This is a genomic window from Aquimarina sp. AU119 (assembly GCF_900312735.1).
In the GTDB taxonomy this organism is placed as follows: Bacteria; Bacteroidota; Bacteroidia; order Flavobacteriales; family Flavobacteriaceae; genus Aquimarina; species Aquimarina algiphila.
The window spans coordinates 276,634-297,181 of sequence record NZ_OMPF01000013.1 but is presented as its reverse complement, the minus strand read 5'-3'; the positions used below and the strand labels follow the sequence as shown (position 1 = coordinate 297,181).

The 20,548-nt window shown below is 32.3% G+C and carries 21 protein-coding genes; 9 read left to right on the top strand and 12 right to left on the bottom strand.

Going from position 1 to position 20,548, the window contains the following annotated elements; genetic code table 11:
- Positions 1-8 precede the first annotated feature (8 nt).
- The 11 genes from DK442_RS09825 to DK442_RS09780 all read right to left on the bottom strand — a co-directional run bounded on the left by DK442_RS09825 (position 9) and on the right by DK442_RS09780 (position 7,020).
- Positions 9-371, bottom strand: a complete 363-nt coding sequence (locus DK442_RS09825) for a hypothetical protein (RefSeq protein ID WP_109435687.1) — start codon at positions 369-371, stop codon at positions 9-11.
- Between the two features lie 18 nt (positions 372-389).
- Positions 390-692, bottom strand: a complete 303-nt coding sequence (locus tag DK442_RS09820; RefSeq protein WP_109435686.1) for a hypothetical protein — start codon at positions 690-692, stop codon at positions 390-392.
- A gap of 4 nt (positions 693-696) precedes the next feature.
- Positions 697-966 (bottom strand): hypothetical protein, encoded by a 270-nt coding sequence (locus DK442_RS09815; protein WP_109435685.1) that lies wholly within the window; start codon positions 964-966, stop codon positions 697-699.
- A gap of 153 nt (positions 967-1,119) precedes the next feature.
- Positions 1,120-3,177 carry a flotillin family protein gene (locus DK442_RS09810; RefSeq protein ID WP_109435684.1) on the bottom strand — a complete coding sequence of 686 codons (2,058 nt, stop codon included), beginning with the start codon at positions 3,175-3,177 and terminating at the stop codon, positions 1,120-1,122.
- 25 nt (positions 3,178-3,202) lie between these two features.
- Positions 3,203-3,901: an OB-fold-containig protein gene (locus tag DK442_RS09805; protein ID WP_160114108.1), complete on the bottom strand. Its 699-nt coding sequence runs from the start codon at positions 3,899-3,901 to the stop codon at positions 3,203-3,205.
- Between the two features lie 52 nt (positions 3,902-3,953).
- Positions 3,954-5,009, bottom strand: a complete 1,056-nt coding sequence (locus DK442_RS09800) for a hypothetical protein (RefSeq protein WP_109435682.1) — start codon at positions 5,007-5,009, stop codon at positions 3,954-3,956.
- A 13-nt stretch (positions 5,010-5,022) separates the two neighbouring features.
- Positions 5,023-5,421 (bottom strand): hypothetical protein, encoded by a 399-nt coding sequence (locus DK442_RS09795; protein WP_109435681.1) that lies wholly within the window; start codon positions 5,419-5,421, stop codon positions 5,023-5,025.
- 2 nt (positions 5,422-5,423) lie between these two features.
- Positions 5,424-5,546: a hypothetical protein gene (locus tag DK442_RS28780; RefSeq protein ID WP_255412216.1), complete on the bottom strand. Its 123-nt coding sequence runs from the start codon at positions 5,544-5,546 to the stop codon at positions 5,424-5,426.
- A 10-nt stretch (positions 5,547-5,556) separates the two neighbouring features.
- The gene (locus tag DK442_RS09790) at positions 5,557-5,874 is read right to left on the bottom strand and encodes a YbjQ family protein (protein WP_109435680.1); all 318 of its coding nucleotides are present in this window, start codon (positions 5,872-5,874) and stop codon (positions 5,557-5,559) included.
- Positions 5,875-5,906: 32 nt separating this feature from the next.
- Positions 5,907-6,620, bottom strand: coding sequence for a PspA/IM30 family protein (locus DK442_RS09785; protein ID WP_109435679.1), 714 nt, complete (start codon positions 6,618-6,620; stop codon positions 5,907-5,909).
- A gap of 4 nt (positions 6,621-6,624) precedes the next feature.
- A complete protein-coding gene (locus DK442_RS09780) occupies positions 6,625-7,020 on the bottom strand; it encodes a molecular chaperone Tir (protein WP_109435678.1) in 396 nt (131 codons plus the stop codon).
- Positions 7,021-7,345: 325 nt separating this feature from the next.
- Here DK442_RS09780 and DK442_RS09775 point away from each other — a divergent pair, with 325 nt between their 5' ends.
- Entirely contained in the window at positions 7,346-8,104 is a 759-nt protein-coding gene (locus DK442_RS09775) for a helix-turn-helix domain-containing protein (protein ID WP_109435677.1), read from the top strand.
- A 66-nt stretch (positions 8,105-8,170) separates the two neighbouring features.
- Here DK442_RS09775 and DK442_RS09770 read toward each other — a convergent pair whose 3' ends face one another.
- Positions 8,171-10,294, bottom strand: coding sequence for a cellulase family glycosylhydrolase (locus DK442_RS09770; RefSeq protein WP_235010936.1), 2,124 nt, complete (start codon positions 10,292-10,294; stop codon positions 8,171-8,173).
- 675 nt (positions 10,295-10,969) lie between these two features.
- On the opposite strand from DK442_RS09770, the gene katG reads away from it, so the two are divergent.
- The 8 genes from katG to DK442_RS09730 all read left to right on the top strand — a co-directional run bounded on the left by katG (position 10,970) and on the right by DK442_RS09730 (position 20,523).
- Positions 10,970-13,222 carry a catalase/peroxidase HPI gene (katG, locus tag DK442_RS09765; RefSeq protein ID WP_109435675.1) on the top strand — a complete coding sequence of 751 codons (2,253 nt, stop codon included), beginning with the start codon at positions 10,970-10,972 and terminating at the stop codon, positions 13,220-13,222.
- Positions 13,223-13,414: 192 nt separating this feature from the next.
- Positions 13,415-13,873, top strand: a complete 459-nt coding sequence (locus DK442_RS09760) for an ankyrin repeat domain-containing protein (protein ID WP_109435674.1) — start codon at positions 13,415-13,417, stop codon at positions 13,871-13,873.
- A gap of 5 nt (positions 13,874-13,878) precedes the next feature.
- Positions 13,879-14,460: a hypothetical protein gene (locus DK442_RS09755; RefSeq protein WP_143918021.1), complete on the top strand. Its 582-nt coding sequence runs from the start codon at positions 13,879-13,881 to the stop codon at positions 14,458-14,460.
- Between the two features lie 926 nt (positions 14,461-15,386).
- Complete coding sequence (locus DK442_RS09750; protein ID WP_109435672.1) at positions 15,387-16,004, top strand: matrixin family metalloprotease; 618 nt, start codon at positions 15,387-15,389, stop codon at positions 16,002-16,004.
- A 201-nt stretch (positions 16,005-16,205) separates the two neighbouring features.
- Positions 16,206-17,660 (top strand): hypothetical protein, encoded by a 1,455-nt coding sequence (locus DK442_RS09745; RefSeq protein WP_109435671.1) that lies wholly within the window; start codon positions 16,206-16,208, stop codon positions 17,658-17,660.
- A gap of 91 nt (positions 17,661-17,751) precedes the next feature.
- Positions 17,752-18,753 (top strand): sensor histidine kinase, encoded by a 1,002-nt coding sequence (locus DK442_RS09740; RefSeq protein ID WP_160114107.1) that lies wholly within the window; start codon positions 17,752-17,754, stop codon positions 18,751-18,753.
- On the top strand, positions 18,750-19,784 hold the full coding sequence (locus tag DK442_RS09735; protein WP_109435669.1) for a histidine kinase: 1,035 nt from the start codon (positions 18,750-18,752) through the stop codon (positions 19,782-19,784). Before DK442_RS09740 ends, DK442_RS09735 begins: the two co-directional genes overlap by 4 nt.
- Positions 19,765-20,523 (top strand): LytTR family DNA-binding domain-containing protein, encoded by a 759-nt coding sequence (locus DK442_RS09730; protein WP_200825102.1) that lies wholly within the window; start codon positions 19,765-19,767, stop codon positions 20,521-20,523. Before DK442_RS09735 ends, DK442_RS09730 begins: the two co-directional genes overlap by 20 nt.
- The last annotated feature ends 25 nt before the right edge of the window (positions 20,524-20,548 follow it).

Here is a 20,548-nt window from a genome sequence, read left to right as displayed (position 1 = left end):
TTCTTCTTTTAGTTTGATAATTGCGCAATTTTCTCAATCCTTGAATTACTAGGATTTTTAGTATCGTATTTGATACTAATCGAATCCCCGACTACGGTATTGGTCTCAAAATATTGATCATGTTCGTGTCTAAGAATCTCCTGAGTTTTTACAATTTCTTTGGTATGAACGATGTACTTATACGTAATATGAATGTTATCTACAGGAGTGCCTATCTCATTCTCGTATTTATTTGATGTTATCTTCTCGATCACTGCCGTTGCGATTACGCCATTAGCATTTAACTTCTTTTTTTTGAAATGCGTATTTAATGCGAGTGCACTGATGCTTATTAATAATACGGTGAGTAATCCTATAAATTTTTTATTCATTTTTCTAAGATTAATATGTTAATATGGATTCCATCCAATTCCAGGGTCATTTTCAAAATATAAGAAGACTAATTGTATGAAAAAGAAAAAAGCAATGAGTCCAATTATTGCAATAATAAAATTTTTTATAAATGTAACTTGCTGTTGTTTTTTCATTTTCTTCCTTATTTCAGATAAAGTTTTTTCTGAAACGGGTTCTACTTTGATGCCTTGACTTTCTTTATCACTTTCGGTCCATCCATCATAAACTTCTCTTTTCTTTCTACGATTGTTGTTTTTGATTGCAGTAATCATTCCTTGAGCTGATCCAAATCCTCCCATAAGATTACATTCTATAAGTTAACCTAAAAAACAACCAAGCTGTTATCGCTATACTTATCGAAATGATGATTACACCTTTTATGGTATTCACTCGATTCTGTTTCCTCATCTTTTTACGAATCTTTGCTAAAGTTTCTTGAGAAACAGGTTCTGTCTTAATTCCTTGGCTTTCTTTGTCAGAACTCGTCCATCCATCAAAAGCTTCACGTTTTTTCCTTCTACTATTATTTTTTAGCGATGTAATCATCGCAGCTGTTGATCCTCCAAACCCCATATTAAACCGTATTAAAAGTTAAACAAATCCCATCCCAGGTCTCCCCAGGATGGGAAGACTTTTATGGGTTTAAAAATGTAGTTATGATATTCATTCTATTGTTTCTGAATTCCTCTTTCTTGATTAAAAAGAAGGAGGAGTATTATTCAGTTTTTATTTCAATTTTTTGTCTGATAACCCTAATCCTTTAGCAAGGTTAAATAGATTTGTGAATAAATCATTTTCTGATGGATCTGTAGTTTTTTGTTTCAAATCCATTAATATATTGGCGATCGTTAGATTTTTAATATCTTCAGAAGAGATTCCATATTGAGTGGCAAAATCTTTTATTTTTTCTAAAAGATTACCTTTTACATCTTCGCTTCCTAAGATTGCATCCTTTACATCCTGAATGTTGTCAGAATGCTGAACCAATCTATCAATTCCTTTAGCTTTTGTGATCTGACCTACTATCTGATCAAAGAACATAGTTTCACCACCAACGATATCAATATTAGCTGCTTTAAGCGCTTCTCCTATTACTTCTGCTTGTGCATCGGCAATTTCTTTCTGGATATTGATATGAGCTAAGTCAACTTGTAATTCTTTATCCAGGCGCAGCTTGAATTCCTCATGTTCTTTACCAACACCATCAAGTTTCTTCATTGCTTCTGCTTTCTCTTCAATTCCTGCTGCATCTGCAAGTGCTTTTTGTTTGATTACATCTGCTTCTGCTAGCCCTTCTTCTTTTATCGCTTCAGCTTTTGCTAAGATACCTGCAGCTTCAGCTTTTGCTTTCTTCTCGATAATAGTAGCTTCAACAAGACCTTCACGTTCATGCGCATCTGCTTTAGCATGCATTACTTGTGCTTCAGACATACCTAATGTAGCTTCTTCTTTTGCTTGTGCTTCAGCTAATGTTTTACGAGCTTCTGCCTCTTTTTCACTAGCTTCTTTCTGTGCTTGAGCTTCGATATTAATTTCTTCTGCTTTTTGCTTAGCGGCTTCTTTTTGTGCTTCTGCGGCTTTGATTGTTCTAATCAATGCTTCTTCTGCATTTGCTTCTGCAATGGTAATTTTTACTTGTTTCTCACGATCAGCAGTTTTGAAAGCCTCAATATCTTTCATGTTCTCTTGCTCTTCAACCACACCTTTTTCTAGGGTTACTCTATCGCGAATCACATCCTGGATGTTCTTTTTCTCAACTTCTACTACTTTTTCTTTTTCGATCTGAGCTAAGGTTACAATACGTTCGCGTTCTGTAGCCTCCAACATTCTGTCTTTTTCTACTCTTTCTGTTTCTACAGCATCTGTACGTTCTTTATTCTTAGAAGCAACGATGATTTGTCGCTGCATATTTTCTTCTGCAACTTTTACTTTTTCTTCAGTTGCGATACGAGCAGTTTCAGATTTGAGACGTTCCTCTTCTGATACCTTAAGGGTTTCTGCCTCTTCACGAGATTTGATATTGGCAATTTCGCGTTTTTGTTGCTCCTCTTTTTCAGCAAGTTGCTTATCTAATTCTAAAATAGCTTCACGTGCTTCAACATCTTGTTTGCGAATTACTTTTTCTTCATCTCGTTTGATGAGGTTAGATTTAATGTTTTGAGCAGCAGTTAATTCGGTAATCTTTTTGATTCCTTCAGAATCTAAGATGTTGTCCGGTTTCATGACGCTCAAAGAAGTCTGTTCTAAATCATCAATAGCACAATCGTCAAGAATATAGCCATTAAGATCTGTTCCGATAATATTTATAATTTCATCTCTAAATTCTCTTCTGGCTTCATATAATTCTACAAACTCAAATTTCTTACCAACGGTTTTTAATGCTTCAGAAAACTTAGCATCAAATAAATTACGCAAAACATCAATTTCAGAGGCTCTTTCACAACCAATAGTTTGAGCTACATTAATAATGTCAGCAGTAGATTTATTAACTCTAACAAAGAAAGCTACTTTGATATCTGCCCGGATATTGTCCTTACAGATTAATCCATTAACTCCCGTTCTTTCTATTTCTAGTTTCTTTACTGAAATATCCATGATTTCCATTTTATGGAGCACAGGTACTACTAATCCAGCATTGAAGAAAACTTTAGTTCCTCCTGCTCCAGTTCTTACGAGAACTTTTCCTTGGATAATTTTTTTGTACATGGATATAACCCATACAAGTAACCCAATGGCTACTATTATAATGCCTATTATAACTACTATTGATGATGTTCCTAACATATTAATCGAGATTTTTGTTGGTTATTTATGATTGAAATTTTTCTATTAAATAATATTTTTTGTCTTTAGATTCATTAACTATTAGTGCTTCTTCACCTGAAGAAATAGTCACTCCTTTAAACCCTTTGGCTTGGACTCGAATAGGGTCTCCTTTTACAATGACCTCAATTTGACCTAGTTTTTCGCCAGAAACCGGAGATTTAACGATACATCTTCTTCCTAGGAAATCTATTTCTTCTTCTCCCTTATGATTTATCATTTGATACAATTTAGCAATGGGTTTAGTCAATATTTTTGAAATGAATAAACTTATTATCAGATTTGGTATTAGTAAAATAAAACCAATCCAATTTGATTGCCATCCAAAAAAATGAGTAACATTAACAGAAATAAACCACATTGAGAAGAATAATATAGTTATTAAAAACATCAGAGGTAATTCATCAAAATTGAAGTACCTAAGAAATTGTACTCCTATACTATCGGTATGGCCTTCGGTTTGTATGTTTTTTTGTGGTAAATCTACATCTGGATTATAGTTATCTAAATCTGTATCTAGATCAACATCAATATCAAAGTCTGCAGATGCATCAAAATCTACATCAAAAAGATCTAAATCGAATCCTGTAAATATTGTTAGTATCCAATACAATATTAAGAATAAACACATTATTGTAAAGAATGCATTTACAGGAGAAAATGCTATGTCTATAAGTTCTTTCAAAGGTTACTATTTAAGTTATGTTTGTTATTAAAATAATGTTTAACTCTATTTTCTAATCTCCTCCGCATGAAGAACAACTCGAACAAGAAGAACAAGAACTACAACCAGAGGAACTATCATCAGAATCAAAAAAACTCCAGTTATCTGAATCAAACCAGCCAGAAGATTCTTCAACAGGCTCTTCGTTTACTATTATTGGGTCTTCTTCAAGCGTTTGATTTACTGATTCTTGATCATTTAAATCACTATTGAAAATAGAATCCTGAGCATTGATTTCCTCTGCATATCCTAGAAACTCTCCGTTTTCATTTTCAAAATGAGAATGAGTAATTGTACTTCCGCAGTGATGCATTACATCAGACCAAATCAAGTTGTAGTATAGATAATCATTAAAACCATAATACCCTCCATAAACACCCCCTCTTTCTGGATTTTTTGGCAAAGGACCTTCTTTGTTAATTGTCTTTGAAGGAAGAACGTATTTTGTTTTTGTGAAAATTTTAATATCATCTGTTTCTATCTGCCGCTTAAGTTCGAATTTTATTTCATCAAGAAAACGTTCAAATTCTTCACTTTTTTGTTTTTTAAATAGATCAAATACTTCTTGATATTCTACTACTTTTTGGATTTCGTCTTTAGGATTGTTTTTTGCAAACCTATTAAGAAGTCCTGAAACTTTAATTTCAATTGGATATACTCCAATTTTATGATCTCTATTAATGTTGATTTCAAAAAGATATTTAAAGGTTTCATCTTTATGTTCTAAAACCAAAGTAAGCTTAGAAAAATGAGTTGACATCGCTTCATTGACCTCTATTTCATATTTATCTAAAGCCAGTTTTAAATCATTTTCTTTCCCTTCTTTATCATGATAAAAATCAATCTCATCGTGAGAAATTTTAATAACATTAGTTACTCCGATATTTCTAAAGCAAGCATTAATTTGTTGAAGAATAGCTACTGCGGTAAATGTTTCACGTTCTTCTTTGTCAGATACAGAGCCTAATGTTATGCTATGTAAAAATTTTCTAAAAGCTTTAGTTGGCTTAACATAATTTATTTTGGTAATTTGAGACGGATCGATGGTTATAATTCCTTCAAAATACATTGTTATTTAGTTTTTAGTTATGACAAGAACCGCAGTTTAACGATTCCCATTCTTCTTTTGCTACATCTCCCCAGATTTTGAGATTAGGTTGATTATATTGATTTATATATAGTTTAATTGTTCTTTTAAAAACGTTAGCATCTTCCCTTTTACCAGGAGTGTGATGAATAAAACGAGTATAATGTTTTAAACAAAATTGCTCATAAAACCTTGTAAATAAAATGAACTCATGCCATACCAAATCAACAAGGTATGAAGGGCTCAGTTTTTGATCTGTTATGTGAATTAAATCCAAAAAGCGAACTAGTTCAAGAATTAATTCATCAGAAGTCAACTCGTACTGTTTACAGATATTGTCAATCTTATCTATTATTAAAGGAATTTCTCTTTTTATTTCATTGACTTTTTTCACGATCAGTTATTTCGTTTTTCAAAATTTTCTGTCTTTTTGATCTTAACTCTTCTTAAAATCAAATAGGTAAGAAGTCCTAAAGCTACTGCCCAGAATAAAATTTGTATAATTCCCAGTGATGTCATTATAGTCATTTTACAATTTTAATTTTACGGCAGTACCATACGCCAAAATTTCTGAAGCTCCTTGCATTACCATTGATGTCGTAAGTCTAACATTTGTTACCGCATCTGCACCTAATTTTTGTGCATCGTGTACCATTCTTTGCATAGCTTGCTCTCTGGATTGCGCTTGTAATTTTGTGTATTCTTCAATTTCTCCTCCAACAATGTTTTTGAGACCAGCAAAAACATCTCGTCCTATATTTCTTGCTCTTACGGTACTACCCCTGGCAATACCCAGAATTTCTGTTGTTTCCTTGCCAGGAATATTCTCTGTTGTTGAAATTATCATGATTTGACTTTTTTAGTTAAAATGCGTTGACCTTATTCTTTGTCATCGCTCATACCTAACTGCTCTTTGAGTTTTGCAAGGTCATCATCAGCATTAGCTTTGGTTACATCAACAGCTTTATCCAATTCTTCGTCAATTGATTTAGAAGAATTAGCGATATCTCCATAAGCCTCTGCAAGTGCTTCTTCCTGATTCACTTTGTCTTTCATACGCTCTAGCATAGAAACAGTACTTGAACTATCTATTTCTGCCATTTGTTTATTTACATTTTTGGTAGCTGTAGATACTTTTACACGAGCTTTAAGGGTTTTTAGTTCATTCTCCCATTTGCTTATGTTTTGTTTTATCTCCTGAATGCTTTTTTCTAATTGAGCGACAGAAGTATTAAATTTTTCAGATTCACCCTGGCTTCGTGTTTGATGTTGTTGTGATTCTTCTTTTTTGATTAATGCTTCTTTTGCCAATCGATCAGCTTCTGTACTATCCATATCTCCTTTTTGTGCTTTTTTAAGGATTAACATGGCTTTTTGCTGATAATCTTCTGCTTTTGAAGCGTATTCTTCAGTATCATTTTTTGCTCTAATAGCTAATGCCTTTACTTGAGCAAGTGCTTCCAGGCTTTTTTCAAGATCAGTTTTCATATCACGAATCCCTTGTTCGGTCATCTTGATAGGATCTTCCATTTTATCAATTGCAGAATGTGCTTCTGCTTCACCTATTTTAAATAGTCGTCTAAAAAAGTTCATAGTATTAGTATTTTGAATAATTTATAATTTGATCTGAATATTCGCTTAATAACAGCCCTAAGGAGTTTAAAGATCCTTCAAGCTCATTAAGATCCAGATGCTCTACCTGTAATGTGTCCCTAAAAATTACTTTTTCTCCAGTATCGTCCAGAACAAAAGCTCCATGTACGATATCTCGATTTTTTTGAAGTAAATTGCGATACACTACTTCATTTTTATTTTTGATGTTGAAAATATGTTGCTCCATTATTAAAATAGGCGGGGCTATACCAAGAATCATATTTTTGATCCCTTCATTTTCTTTGCTAATCATAATAATTCCCTCTCTTGTGTTTTCATGTGTTATATTATAATTGAGCTGAAGCAAATAATTTTTTACTAGTTGAAAATGATCTTGCATGTGATGGTTGTTTTGATGGATAATTAAGTGATTTATTTCGTATTGTTTGACTACGTATCAATATTACAAAAAGTCGCATAACTTTTCTACAATATCTACAGCTAAATTAGCTAGATAATATACAATGAGTATCATGGGTATGAATGATTTAAGTTAATGATTACATGTTTTGCTAAAATTTTTAGTATAACCCCCGTTACTTCTTAAGAAAAGAATAAAATACTGAAGTATTTCTACTAAAATTAGCATTTTTAAAAAGTATTAGCTAATATTGTTAGTGTAAATGTACAATAAATTTTTATAATTGCAAATAAAATTAGCAAAAATGTCATTTTTTGGAAAAAATATAAAAAAGATACGAAGCATAAAAGGATTAAGTCAGCAGGCGTTTGCTGAGCTTTTTGAGCTGAAACGAGGGACTTTGGGAGCTTACGAAGAAGGTAGGAGTGAACCTAAGATTGAGACCTTAATAAAAATAGCTAATTATTTTAGCATAGCAATAGATGATCTGCTAACAAATGAACTTACTGTGAATCAGTTATTAAAGTTTAAGGGAGATTTGACTACCTATGCAGAAAACGTTAAACGCGAACAGTTTGCTCTGATCCCTTGTATTACAGAAAGTACTTCGAATGATTATGCCCTTTTATATAATCAAGAATCATTTATAAAGGAACTACCAACCATGCAACTACCTGTAAATCTTACAAAAGATTTTCGTGGTTATACCGTGAGCAACCTAGAAATGTCTTCGCATGATAAAGGCTTTTATCCAAAAGATATTGTAGTAGGAGAAAAAGTTCCTTCGACTGTAATGAAGAAATTAAATAATGGGACGCTCGTTTTTGTGGTTGTTGATGGGAAATTAATTTTTAGAAGATTATATATTACTAAAGACAAAGTAGTGCTAAGAGCCGATCATAAAAATATTGAGGATGCATCTTATCCTTTGTCTGATATAAAAGAAATGTGGAGAGTACGATATGTATTTTGCAGACGTATACCAGAATTTGGAGATGATGTAGAAGATAAATTATTCCTTATTGAACAACAACTTCAGAAAATGAAGGAACGATTAGGATAGGAATTCAGGGGGATGTCAAATCCCCCTGAATTTTAATTATATCATTTTACGATTATCAAAGGCATGTTATTCCTTGTTTTTGATAAATCGCATAGATTTATATGTTTCTTTTCCTTTAATTTCTACAAAATAGTTACCGTGAATTAGTGCAGAAACATCAACTGTATCGGTTTTATAATCTGCAGATGTTTTTAATACTACTTTACCTCTTATATCTGTTATTATAACCATAACTTTTTCTGTAAGACCTGATATATTTAATGTTTCAGAAGTAGGAACCGGATAGAGTTTCAACTGTATGTTTCCTTCTGCTTTTATTGCGTTGTTTTTAGTACGAGATGAACAATTAGGAGTAGCATTCGAATTACTAAAATAAATAGTGAATTCTTTGTTTTTTGAAACCATTACAAAATTATCTCCGTCTTTTGTGACCCAATACTCACCATCGAGATTTGTAAAACCGGTACCACTTAAACTAACCCCTGGCATTGCACTGTTAAAGTTATGTGTTGCATTGCTTAGAAGATCATTCCACCAATTGGGGTTTCCATTATTTGTATTTATAGAAAGTTGATATAGTCCATTGTTAGGTGAGTTCCAATTTATTGTAAAATTCGTAAGATTACTTAAATCTGGACCACCTGTACCAATAACATGTGCATTGGTATAAGAACTATTTTCTAGTGTAGGTAGTGAAGTGGATGAAGGGGTTCCATATTTACAATCATTGCCTCCTGTTGGTGGATTAGGATCGGGATTAGAATCTACTGGTGAAATTTGAAACCAATTGATATTAAATTTCCCAGAAAGTGCATATAATTCTATAGTCTTTAATCCTGCGGTAAGGTTTGTGGTAGTGGTAATTGTATCCCAGGTCTGCCATCCCCCGGTTAAAGGTATAGATGTGGTTTTTAATACAGAAGCTCCTTCTTTGAATTGTAATTTTGCAGTGTTTACTATACTGGCTACCCGATACTTTATTTCATAATTACCATTTGCAGGAATATTTACTCTATACCTTATGTAATCTCCATTATCAATATATCCTACATTCATACCACCACCTGTATCTGTTGTGGCTTCAGTCTGAATTCCTTTTTGAGAACAAAAATCCTCTGCTTGTATGATAGTATTGATTGACACGCCATTTCCAGTACATTCTTCAACGGGAGGATTAGTAATATCTCCTCCCCAATTTTTAATGATATCTTTAATATAGATTCCTGTAGCAGTCAAATTGTTACTAGTAAGTCCAGATACTCCTGTTCCGCTAGCAACTACAGATGCACCTTCTGCTTTATCACTTACAGACCAGTTCGCATGACTGATATTGTTACTTTTCATAAAATCTAACCATTTTTGAGTTTCCTGTTTATCAGCAGCTCCATCACCAGTCGCCTCTACAGCACCCCATTCGGTAACAAATAATGCGATACCATTATTCATTGCTCTAATAGCTTCATCTCTTAAGTATTGTCTGTGTGTACCTGCATAGAAATGCAAAGTATACGCTATATTACTTTTTGATATAGGATTGTTAGAAGCTTCTTCCACTTTTTGAGACCATTGAGAAGTACCCACAATAATCAGATTGTCAGGATCTTTGCTTCTAATAGCATCGATGACTGCTTCAGAGTATGATTTTATAGTAGGCCATGATTGTGCTATCGGTTCATTGTATACTTCATAAATTACATGATCATTATTGCCATATAGTTCTGCCATTTCTGTGAAAAAAGTGATGGCTTGTTGTTGGTAGTTTTCTGCATTATGAGAGTGCCAATCGATAATTACATAAATATTATTTGCAATTGCTGCTTCGACGACAGCTTTTACCTTGTTTTTTTCGCGAGTGGGGTTGGTAATATAACCTCCCGGGTTTTCAACTCCCATGGCTGCTCGTACAATACTAGAATTCCAATCTTGAGCTAAGTGATTTACTGTTGCCGCATTATAAAATTTTGCACCTTCGCCAAAATTACTCCAAAAAATACTGTTGCCAGCTAGACTTATGGGTTGGTTGTCTTTGTTAACGACTTGATTTCCTGATACTCTTAATCGACCATTTTTTTCTACAACTGATTGAGATAAAATAGATTGAAGAGGAAAAAAAATAAGAGCTAAAAGGAATAATTTAAATGCAATAGGTTTACTTTTTCTTTCGAATAATTGTCGTTGAGTTTTCATCATTATTTTAGGTTTTAAGGGTTTGAATTAATGAGTGCTCTTTTAAACAACACTCATTTATATGAACGAGTAAATACGATAAATTGTATAAGTTTAATATGTCAGTAGTTTTAAGATAGAATACATCCTTGATTTTGCCTTTTTAAGGACATCCGTATAAAGTAAAAAAGCACAGAATGATGATTATATAGACAAAAGTTTTGGAGATTGATTTTTTTTGATGAAATAGATTTTACTTATTTTTAGATTGTAACAATCAATTTACCATGTTGATTTTGAATTGAATATAATGTATCTTTAGGTAAAGATAATTCACGCAAAACGGTATAACAATGGTAAAGAAAAGATCAGCTTTTTTAAAAGGTACTTCAGTTTCAAATAATACAATATCTATAACCCCAGGAAAAAGAACTTTCATTGTATAGTTAGAAGAAACAGTATTTTTCTAGATATTTCATGATGTTTAATGCTTTTAAAAAGATATGGCTAAAAGCATAAGATCTTCAAAAAATACATCTTATAATTTTTAAGAATCTTGAAAAATCTCTTCTCGTTTATAAGTGCATTAAATAATAAAATAGATTTTATATATCATAATTGTAAAAACAATAAGATAATATTATTGTAGGTTTGAAGTAATTAATAATAAATAATCATTTTAATCTTAATATATCAGCAATGGAAAATAACAATCTCATGGATGAAAAATCTCACGGTTTGGGCTATAATGGTACCGGTGAAGGTATGTGTCCTTTTATGAATGGTTCACTAAAACAAGGAGCAGGAGGAGGAACTTCTAATCGTGATTGGTGGCCAAATCAATTAAAGTTGAATATTCTTCGTCAGCATTCTTCATTATCTAATCCGATGGGAGAAGCATTCAATTATGCTCAGGCATTTAAGGCTTTAGATCTTGAGGCGGTGAAAAAGGATCTTATAGATCTAATGACAGATTCTCAAGAATGGTGGCCTGCTGATTATGGTCATTATGGGCCACTTTTTATTCGCATGGCTTGGCATAGTGCAGGAACATATAGAATTGCAGATGGTAGAGGAGGAGCTGGATCTGGAAATCAACGTTTTGCACCATTAAACAGTTGGCCTGATAATGGAAATCTTGATAAAGCACGTTTATTGTTATGGCCAATTAAACAAAAATATGGTAAGAATATTTCTTGGGCAGACCTTATGATTCTCGCAGGAAACTGTGCACTAGAATCGATGGGGTTCAAAACTTTTGGTTTTGCAGGAGGACGTGAAGATGTATGGGAACCTGAAGAAGATATCTATTGGGGTTCTGAAACAGAATGGTTAGGAGATAAACGTTATGCTGATGGGCGAAAACTTGAAAATCCGCTTGGAGCAGTACAGATGGGGTTAATTTATGTGAATCCAGAAGGACCAAATGGTAATCCTGATCCCGTTGCATCTGCCAAAGATATTCGAGAAACTTTTGGGCGTATGGCTATGAATGATGAAGAAACAGTGGCACTGGTTGCTGGAGGTCATACTTTTGGAAAAGCCCATGGGGCAGCAGATCCAGATAAGTATGTGGGTAGAGAACCAGCAGGAGCTGGTATTGAAGAACAGAATTTGGGTTGGAAAAATAGTTTTGGTAGTGGGCATGGAGATGATACGATTACTAGTGGTATAGAAGGGGCATGGACACCAAACCCTATACAATGGGATAATGATTATTTTGATGTTTTATTTGGTTATGAATGGGAATTGACAAAAAGTCCGGCAGGAGCACATCAATGGAAACCTACAGCTGCATCTGCTGCAAGAACAGCTCCTAAAGCTCATGATGCTTCTCAGACACAGGACCTCATGATGACTACCGCAGATATGGGATTAAAAATGGATCCTATCTATGAAAAGATTTCCAGACGTTTTTATGAAAACCCTGATGAGTTTGCAGATGCTTTTGCCCGCGCATGGTTTAAATTAACACATCGTGATATGGGGCCTGTTGCTCGTTACCTTGGTTCAGAAATACCAAAAGAAGAGTTGATTTGGCAAGATCCAATACCAGCAGTAACTCATACTTTAATTGATGATAAGGATATTACTTCTCTGAAGAACAACATACTTTCTTCTGGATTATCGGTTTCTCAATTGGTATCTACAGCATGGGCATCTGCATCAACATTTCGTGGTTCTGATAAACGTGGAGGAGCAAATGGTGCTCGTATTCGCTTAGAACCGCAAAAAAACTGGGACGTTAACAATCCAGCTCAACTCTCCAAGGTTTTGGAGGTTCTTGAGAGCGTTCAACAAGAATTCAATAGTTCTCAATCTGGAGATAAAAAAGCTTCACTTGCAGATATTATTGTTTTAGGAGGTTGTGCAGGTATTGAGAAAGCGGCAAAAAATGCAGGTTATGAAGTTACAGTTCCTTTTACACCAGGGAGAGCTGATGCCTCACAAGAGCAAACGGATATAGAATCCTTTTCTGTTCTTGAACCAAAAGCAGATGGGTTTCGTAATTATATGAAAGGGGAATATGAAATCTCGGGAGAAGAAATGTTAGTTGATCGAGCTCAATTGTTAACTCTTAATGCGCCTGAGATGACAGTACTTGTTGGGGGTATGCGTGTTCTTGGAACTAATTTTGGAGATTCACAACACGGGGTTTTTACTAAGAGTGCAGAATCTTTGACTAATGATTTCTTTGTAAATCTTCTTGATTTAAGTACAACATGGAAAGCGACTTCTGAGTCTGATGATGCATTTGAAGGTCGTGATCGTAGAACAGGAGAAATCAAGTGGACCGGTACTCGTGTGGACCTTATATTTGGTTCAAATTCTGAATTACGAGCACTGGCAGAAGTATATGGTTGTAAAGATTCTCAAAAATTGTTCGTAGATCATTTTATTGCAGCATGGAGTAAAGTTATGGATCTCGATCGCTTTGATCAGGATAATTAGTGGGTTGTATATCCAAATGCTTTATAAACCGTTAATTTGGTGACAAACCACACACTTTTAGTAAGTGTTTGATAATGATAATTATAAATTTTTGTTAATTAGAGTTTAGTCGGGAATCTTTTTTGAAATTTTCAATCAAAGAATCCCGACTAATTTTGTACATTATTTTACAAAAGTTAATTTAAAATTCACATGGAAGATATTTTTAGTGCTATTCGATCTAAAAACTTAGAAGAGGTAAAAACAATTCTAAAGACTAACCCAGAAGTTGTTAATCAGAAAGATAATAGAGGTTCTACACCTTTATTACTTGCTTCATATTATGGTCTTGAAGATATAACCAGGTTAATATTACAGTACTCTCCAGATATTGATGCAAAAGATGCTGCTGGAAACACTGCTTTAATGGGAGTGTGTTTTAAAGGATATTATGATATTGCAAAATTACTTATTGAGTCAGGAGCCAATATAAATCATAAGAATTTTAATGATGCCACGGCACTTATATATGCTGCTACCTTTGGCCAAAAGGAGATTATCAAATTATTAGTAGATAATCAAGCTGATATAGATGCAAAGGATAATAAAGGGTATACTGCAGAAATGCACGCCAAAAATCAAGGTTTAGAACTTTCAGAATTATTTAAGTAAAACGAGTGAATACTAATAAAGATATAGAGAGTATAAAATCCGTAAATATAAGATCGGTTGGCATTAAAAGACAAGTATTAATGTCTTCTGCTACCGTTGAGATTTTTGAATCTTTTTTAAAAGAAAATATTGGTAGTGAAGTATTAGTTGTTAATACAAATATTGGAATAGGAGTCTATTACTATTCTAAAAATGATTACAGTACTTTTATTCGAGAAAGCGTGTTGTTGTATACTATAACTCATATAGATCAAAAGAAACTAAAGTTTCGTAATAACCTTAACAGAATAGATGTATATCAAAGTTTTTGCGAGGCATTAATTGCATTTTCTCAATATCCACAAATCTTTTTAGCATATGCCAAAAAGTTTATTTACCTAAAAGAGAAAAACAAAACCAGTACATTTGTTATCCCTATTTTAACTGGTTTTTTTGAAGAGGTTCTTAAAGTACTTGATGAAACAGGTAAGATTCCTCATTATGAAAAAATAGAAAGAGCAAAAAATAAGCTTAAGAAATCAGATACTGATAATAAAGTGATTAAAGAACTCATTTCAGAAATCTTATTAAAAAAACACTACAATTAGAATACTATTAAAAAATTTGATATTAGACCTTAATCGTTTATAATTTAGAATTATATAAAAAGGAACTGGCAATTTTTGTGTGGATTTATCCAAGTCACTTTTTTTAAATTAGTCTAATGTTCTGATTATAAAATATCAGAACAGGGGAAAATCCCCCCTATCTCAGGTGTGAAATCCTCAAAATTCCTTCCTTAATTTCTTATTTTTGTAGGATTACACTTACTTGAAAATGTTAAATAAAATTTATTTTTTTATTTAAAGTCCCTATTTATCGATGAAAAGCAAGGCTTCTTGGTAGTTGCGTAAAAATATTGTGGTTTTACCGTATCCGAATATTCGATAACACTTATTACTTTTACAATGAGTTGATAACTAGCGCATATGATCAATTCAATACAGTAAATTCGTCAAAATGTAAAATAGTCTTCAAAAAGCCCCAGAAGAATGTTTAACATCATTTAAAAGAATAGGGTAATACCTCTCTTTTAAATACTAAATACTTCTATTACCCCGGAAGTGTTCTCAAATCTTAAAAAAATGACGAAACCTATTTTAATTATCATTCCGTATCATAAAAAAAAGAACAAGAAAATTTTTCTACTGTTTTCAAAACGAAAATCTAACACATCATTTTTGTTTACGAATAATAGTGCCTTTGGATAATGAATTAGAGTACTTTCTAATCAGGAAAATCGATCTTCAACTATAAGCACTTGATGAGGGAAATATCAGGGGAAAGCTTAAGTATATAGCCAGAACAAACCATTTGACATCTTTATATTTTACTATATAATTAAGAATGATTTCTTTCTTATAAGTGACTTCTATTGCCCAAATTTATCTGTTCTGCACATTAATCAATTTACCAAAATCAAGTGTTACAAAAAGATTGTAAGAATCAATCAAAAACTTAAAAAGTCTTAATCATGAAAAAATTACTACTTATCATATCAATACTTTCCTTTTTATCATGTTCTAGTGAAGAAGACCATAGCCCAGAAAATATAATGGACATGATATTTGTTGAAAATCCAGAAAGGACCGTAAAGGTTAATATTATATACGTTGAATCTCAAGATTCTTCTGATAAATCATCTTACAATTTGGACGAAAAAGAATTCATAAACTATTTAAATGGATATTATTTTCACAGATTAGGTATTGGATTAGAGATAGATGAGTCTAAAAAATTGATTAATGACGAACTGTATGATCTAACAGATAATCAAGGTTCAGAACCGAGTACGTTCTTTACGCAATCGCAAGAAACATATGACAAGGATAAAATAAACATCTACATTATCAAAAGATCTAATATACGTGGTATCGCCGGAATGGGAAGAAGTCAAAGGGTATTGCTTACAGATGAGCATTTATTTACTTCAACCAGCCCACATGAAATCGGTCATGCGTTAGGGTTATTTCATACTCATGAGACTGGGAATATCATGAGCACAGAAGAAAAAGCTTTAAGACAATCTTTTAATAAAGAACAAGAAGAGAAAATCAAAAAACGAATTGATCAAATAAATCTAGGTAGCTAATTCTAGCCACTATCATTTTCTTTATATGTATATATCGTTTTGGATATAAGTAATTGAAATCAAGAACAGAAAAAACATTTTTTGACCTTATAAAATGGGATGATGTACAATTCAATACATTTCCGGTACAGTTCAATTCATTTGTTTTTTTAGATATGATATAACGTTCCATCTTTGTACTTCATCAAAAGACGAACAGTTATGAATCAATTATCAAGGATTATTATAGCAACTATATTTAAGGTCACGTTGCTAATCCTCTCTTTATTCTTTGCATCAGACCTTAATGCACAAAACACATCATATGCTGTAAATTATAATAGGAATAAAACCACTATTAAAGTTCAGGATGGGATGTTTAATAATTTCTCTATCAACTATGAAGGAGAGATAACTTTATCCAATGATGATAAAGATGTTATCGCTATTTCTGATGGAGGCTATTTAGAAATTAAGAAATCTGCTTTTGGAAGTAAGCGTAGGATAGTAATCGAATCCGAAGCTAATGGAAATCTTAATAAAAAGTATTTTGTAGGTTCTTCTAGAAAAGATTTTGCTTCTGAAGGAAAGAAGTGGCTTAGTGAAATATTACCAGAAGTTGTAAAAACGACAGCTTTAGGTGCAAAAGGCAGAGTAAATAGATTTTATAGTCAAGGAGGAGCTAATAGTGTATTCAATGAAATTAGAACTTTAAAAAGCGATCATGTAAAATCTAAATATTTTAAACTAGTATTAGAGAAAAATCTATCTTCAAATGAACTCGAATCACTACTTAGAGTTGCGGGTAAAGAAATCAATTCTGATCATTACCTATCAGACCTATTGAAATATAGACAACATAGTTTCTTTGCTTCCAGTTCATTAGTTTCGGCATATATCGATGCTACAAAAAGCATTAATTCAGATCATTATGTTACCTCGGTTTTAAGCACGGCTATAGAAGATGCAAGTTTTTCTGATGATCAAGTCGGAAAATTGTTCGAGATTACAGCAGGAATCAATTCTGATCATTATATGTCACAGGTACTTATGAAAGTGATGAAAAAACGAGAGTTAAACGATGCCAATCTTATGTTGTTAATCAATAATTCAAAGCAAATAGCCTCTGATCACTATAAATCACAAGTATTACTAAAGGCATTAGATTTACCAGAACTTTCTAAGGGAAATTACAATGCTTTTTTGGGGACATTGAGCGATATCCAATCAGATCATTATATCACTGCAGTTTTTTCTAAACTTTTGGATGAGAAATTAGATGCTAGTGAGTTAAGTAAATTAATTCATCTTGCAGGAGAATCTGTTAGTTCAGATCATTATATGGCTCAAGTATTAGGTAAATTGATTAATAAACAAGGTTTGAGTGGGGACAATCTAGATGTATTAATTGGAGCGTTATCAAGTGTGGGTTCTGATCATTACTCTGCTGTAATTCTAAAAAAACTTGCACGAAAGAACCTTAGCGAATCACAATTAGTATCAGTTTTTCGAGGGATGTCGCAGATTAGCTCTGATCATTATCTGTCAGAATCTTTAATTGCTTTTGCGCCTTCAGTGAATGCATCCGGAGACAATGTTAAAGAAGCTTATCGTGATGCTTGTAAAACTATCTCGTCTGAGACATATTATGGGAGAGCACTTCGCGCAATAAAATAATAGCACAATACTTTATCCTACCAATTGGATTGATTATTTTGGTAGGATGAAGTTTAGTTTAGATCACTACTTACATCAATTATCACCGGTTGTGAAAAAATATTTCACTATTATTTTCGTAGGGTTTGTTTTGGGAATACTTACCTATAGTTTTTTGGGATTCACCCAAGAAAAAGACAATCTAAAATTACTTTGGTTATCAGGGGGTTTAGGGATTATCATTGCGTATATAATTAATGCCTTTAACAAAGGGTTTAACAAACTTGTTTCTTGGAAAAAATATACTGGATTTCGTCTTTTTTTAGGTGTTTTGTTAAATGCGATTATAACTCTTGTTTTAATATATGTAGCTTTATACGGATATGTTTTTGTAGGAGATGCTAAAATTGATTTTATAGAAAATTATGATGAGATACTATTAAAATTAGTTATTCTCATATTTTTTGTTTCTCTAGTCTATAATGTAATTTATTTTGCATTACACTCTTATTATCAGTATGCAAAAGGTCAGATCATCTCATTGCAATTAGAGCGAAAACAGACCGAGCTACAATTAACTGCTCTAAAATCACAGCTAAGTCCTCATTTTTTATTCAATAGCATAAATACGATATCCTCTTTACTGTTTAGTGATGTTAAAAAAGCTGAACTTTTTATTAGAGAATTAGCAAAGTCATACCAATATATTTTAAATAAATATGAAGATAAATGGCTTACCGTAGCAGAAGAATTGCAATTTGTGAATTCGTATTATTTTTTGCTAAGAACACGATTTAATGATCGTATCCATTTAGAAATCAATTTATCAGATGCAATATTGAAAACCAAAATCCCTCCATTAACACTTCAAATGCTTGTAGAAAATGTAGTAAAGCATAATCAAGTAATACCATCAGAAATAATAAAAATACGCATTGAAGGTGATCAAAATATAATAAGTGTATCAAATAATAAAACTGGCAAACCTAAAAGAGTAGATTCATTTAAAATTGGACTGAGTAATATAAGATCCAGGTATGAACTTATATTTAATGAAACTATAGAAGTGATAGATGATGAACGATTTATAGTTAAACTCCCTATTGTGGTATGAATAAACTATTTATACATCACCCTATCTTTAGAATCATAAGTCCATTATGTAGTGGTATGTTAGTATACTTACTTATCTTATTGGTAAATAATAATGTAACTCAGATACAGGAGGAATTTTTAGGACAGGAGTTATATGTATGTATTGGATTAGCATATGTCATTCAGGAATATTCGAGGTTTTCCTTGTTCTTTTTTGAAAAATTAAAAAGACCAAGTTCCTTATCAGGTAAAATTATACTTCAGGGGCTTATTTCGATAGTTGCATCAGTTATTTTAGTTTCTGGATCTATGTTTCTGTATTTTGATTTGGTATTGGGATTCACACCTAATATTTCTGAACTTACTATTTTTAACAGTATCTTTTCGGTAATCACTATTATATATCTTTCTGTGTATCTAAGTCATCAGTTTTTGCATAAAGTAAATACTGAGATCATGACAGAGGAATTATCTATAAAAAAAGGAGTAGAGCAGGATTTTCTTCAATTCAAAAAAGGCATAAATCCAATGTTAATGTTTGAAACTCTTGAATCACTAATCGTATTGATGAAAAAAGATACAGAAAACGCAGAGTTTTTGGTTGATCATTTTTCTGCTGTATATCGATACATTCTTTCTAGAAACATAAAAGAATTAGTTCCTATTGAAGAGGAATTGGCTATTCTGGATGAGTTATTACTTTTGTTTGGATATTTGCCATATCGAAAAACAAGATACGGTATTACAGACCGATTAGATACTATGGTTGTGCCTGGTAGTATTATATCGTGCATCGAACAAATTATAAGAAGTACAATTGTTTCTAAAGAGACAGAACTTGTGGTCGATATATCAGAAGATTTAGAGTACATTTTATTAAAATATGTGCATCAGGAAAAGATTAGCTATGCTTTGAGCCAAAATAATATTAAGGACATTTTGAATACTTATCGTTTCTATACTGATAAGGAAATTAAAGTAACTAATACTGATGTTTTTAAAATAATTCATATACCAAAACTTACTGTTGATGAAAGTAGTCATAATTGAAGACGAGCCTTTAGCGGCAGAGAAATTAGAACGTTATCTACTAAAATATGATTCGGATATTTTGGTTATGAGTAAACTAGTATCTATTGATGAAGCTGTACTCTGGATAAAATCACATCAAGAAGAAGTAGATCTTTTTTTTATGGATGTCCAACTTACAGATGGTCTAAGTTTTGAAATTTTTGATAAAGTACAAGTAAATAGACCAGTAATTTTTACTACCGCGTTTGATGAATTTGCTATCGATGCTTTTAAAGTAAATAGCATAGATTATCTTTTAAAACCTGTATTGTTTACAGATCTTACGAAAGCACTTAGGAAGCTAGAAACACTAAGATCTCAATTCTCTACAGAAAGTAATGTCAATCAAATCGTAAAACGTATAACTGATACCGTATTTAAAAATAGATTTTTAGTACGTCTGGGGAATCATATTCATTCTGTTAAAAGTGAAAACATTTCTTTTTTCTTTGCAGAAGGAAGGGATGCTTACCTTGTAGCTAATACTAACAAGAAGTATATGATAGAATATAAATTAGAAGAGTTGGAAAAAATGTTAGAACCTAAACTATTTTTTAGAGTGAATCGCACCTTTATTGTCAATATTAATGCGATACAAGATGTATTGGTATATTCTAATAGACGCTTAAAACTAACATTGAATCAAAACCCGGATAAGGAAGTAATTGTAAGCCGAGAGAAGGTCGCTGACTTTAAACAATGGTTTGAGGGGAATTAATAGCTTGATCTAAATAAAAAATCCC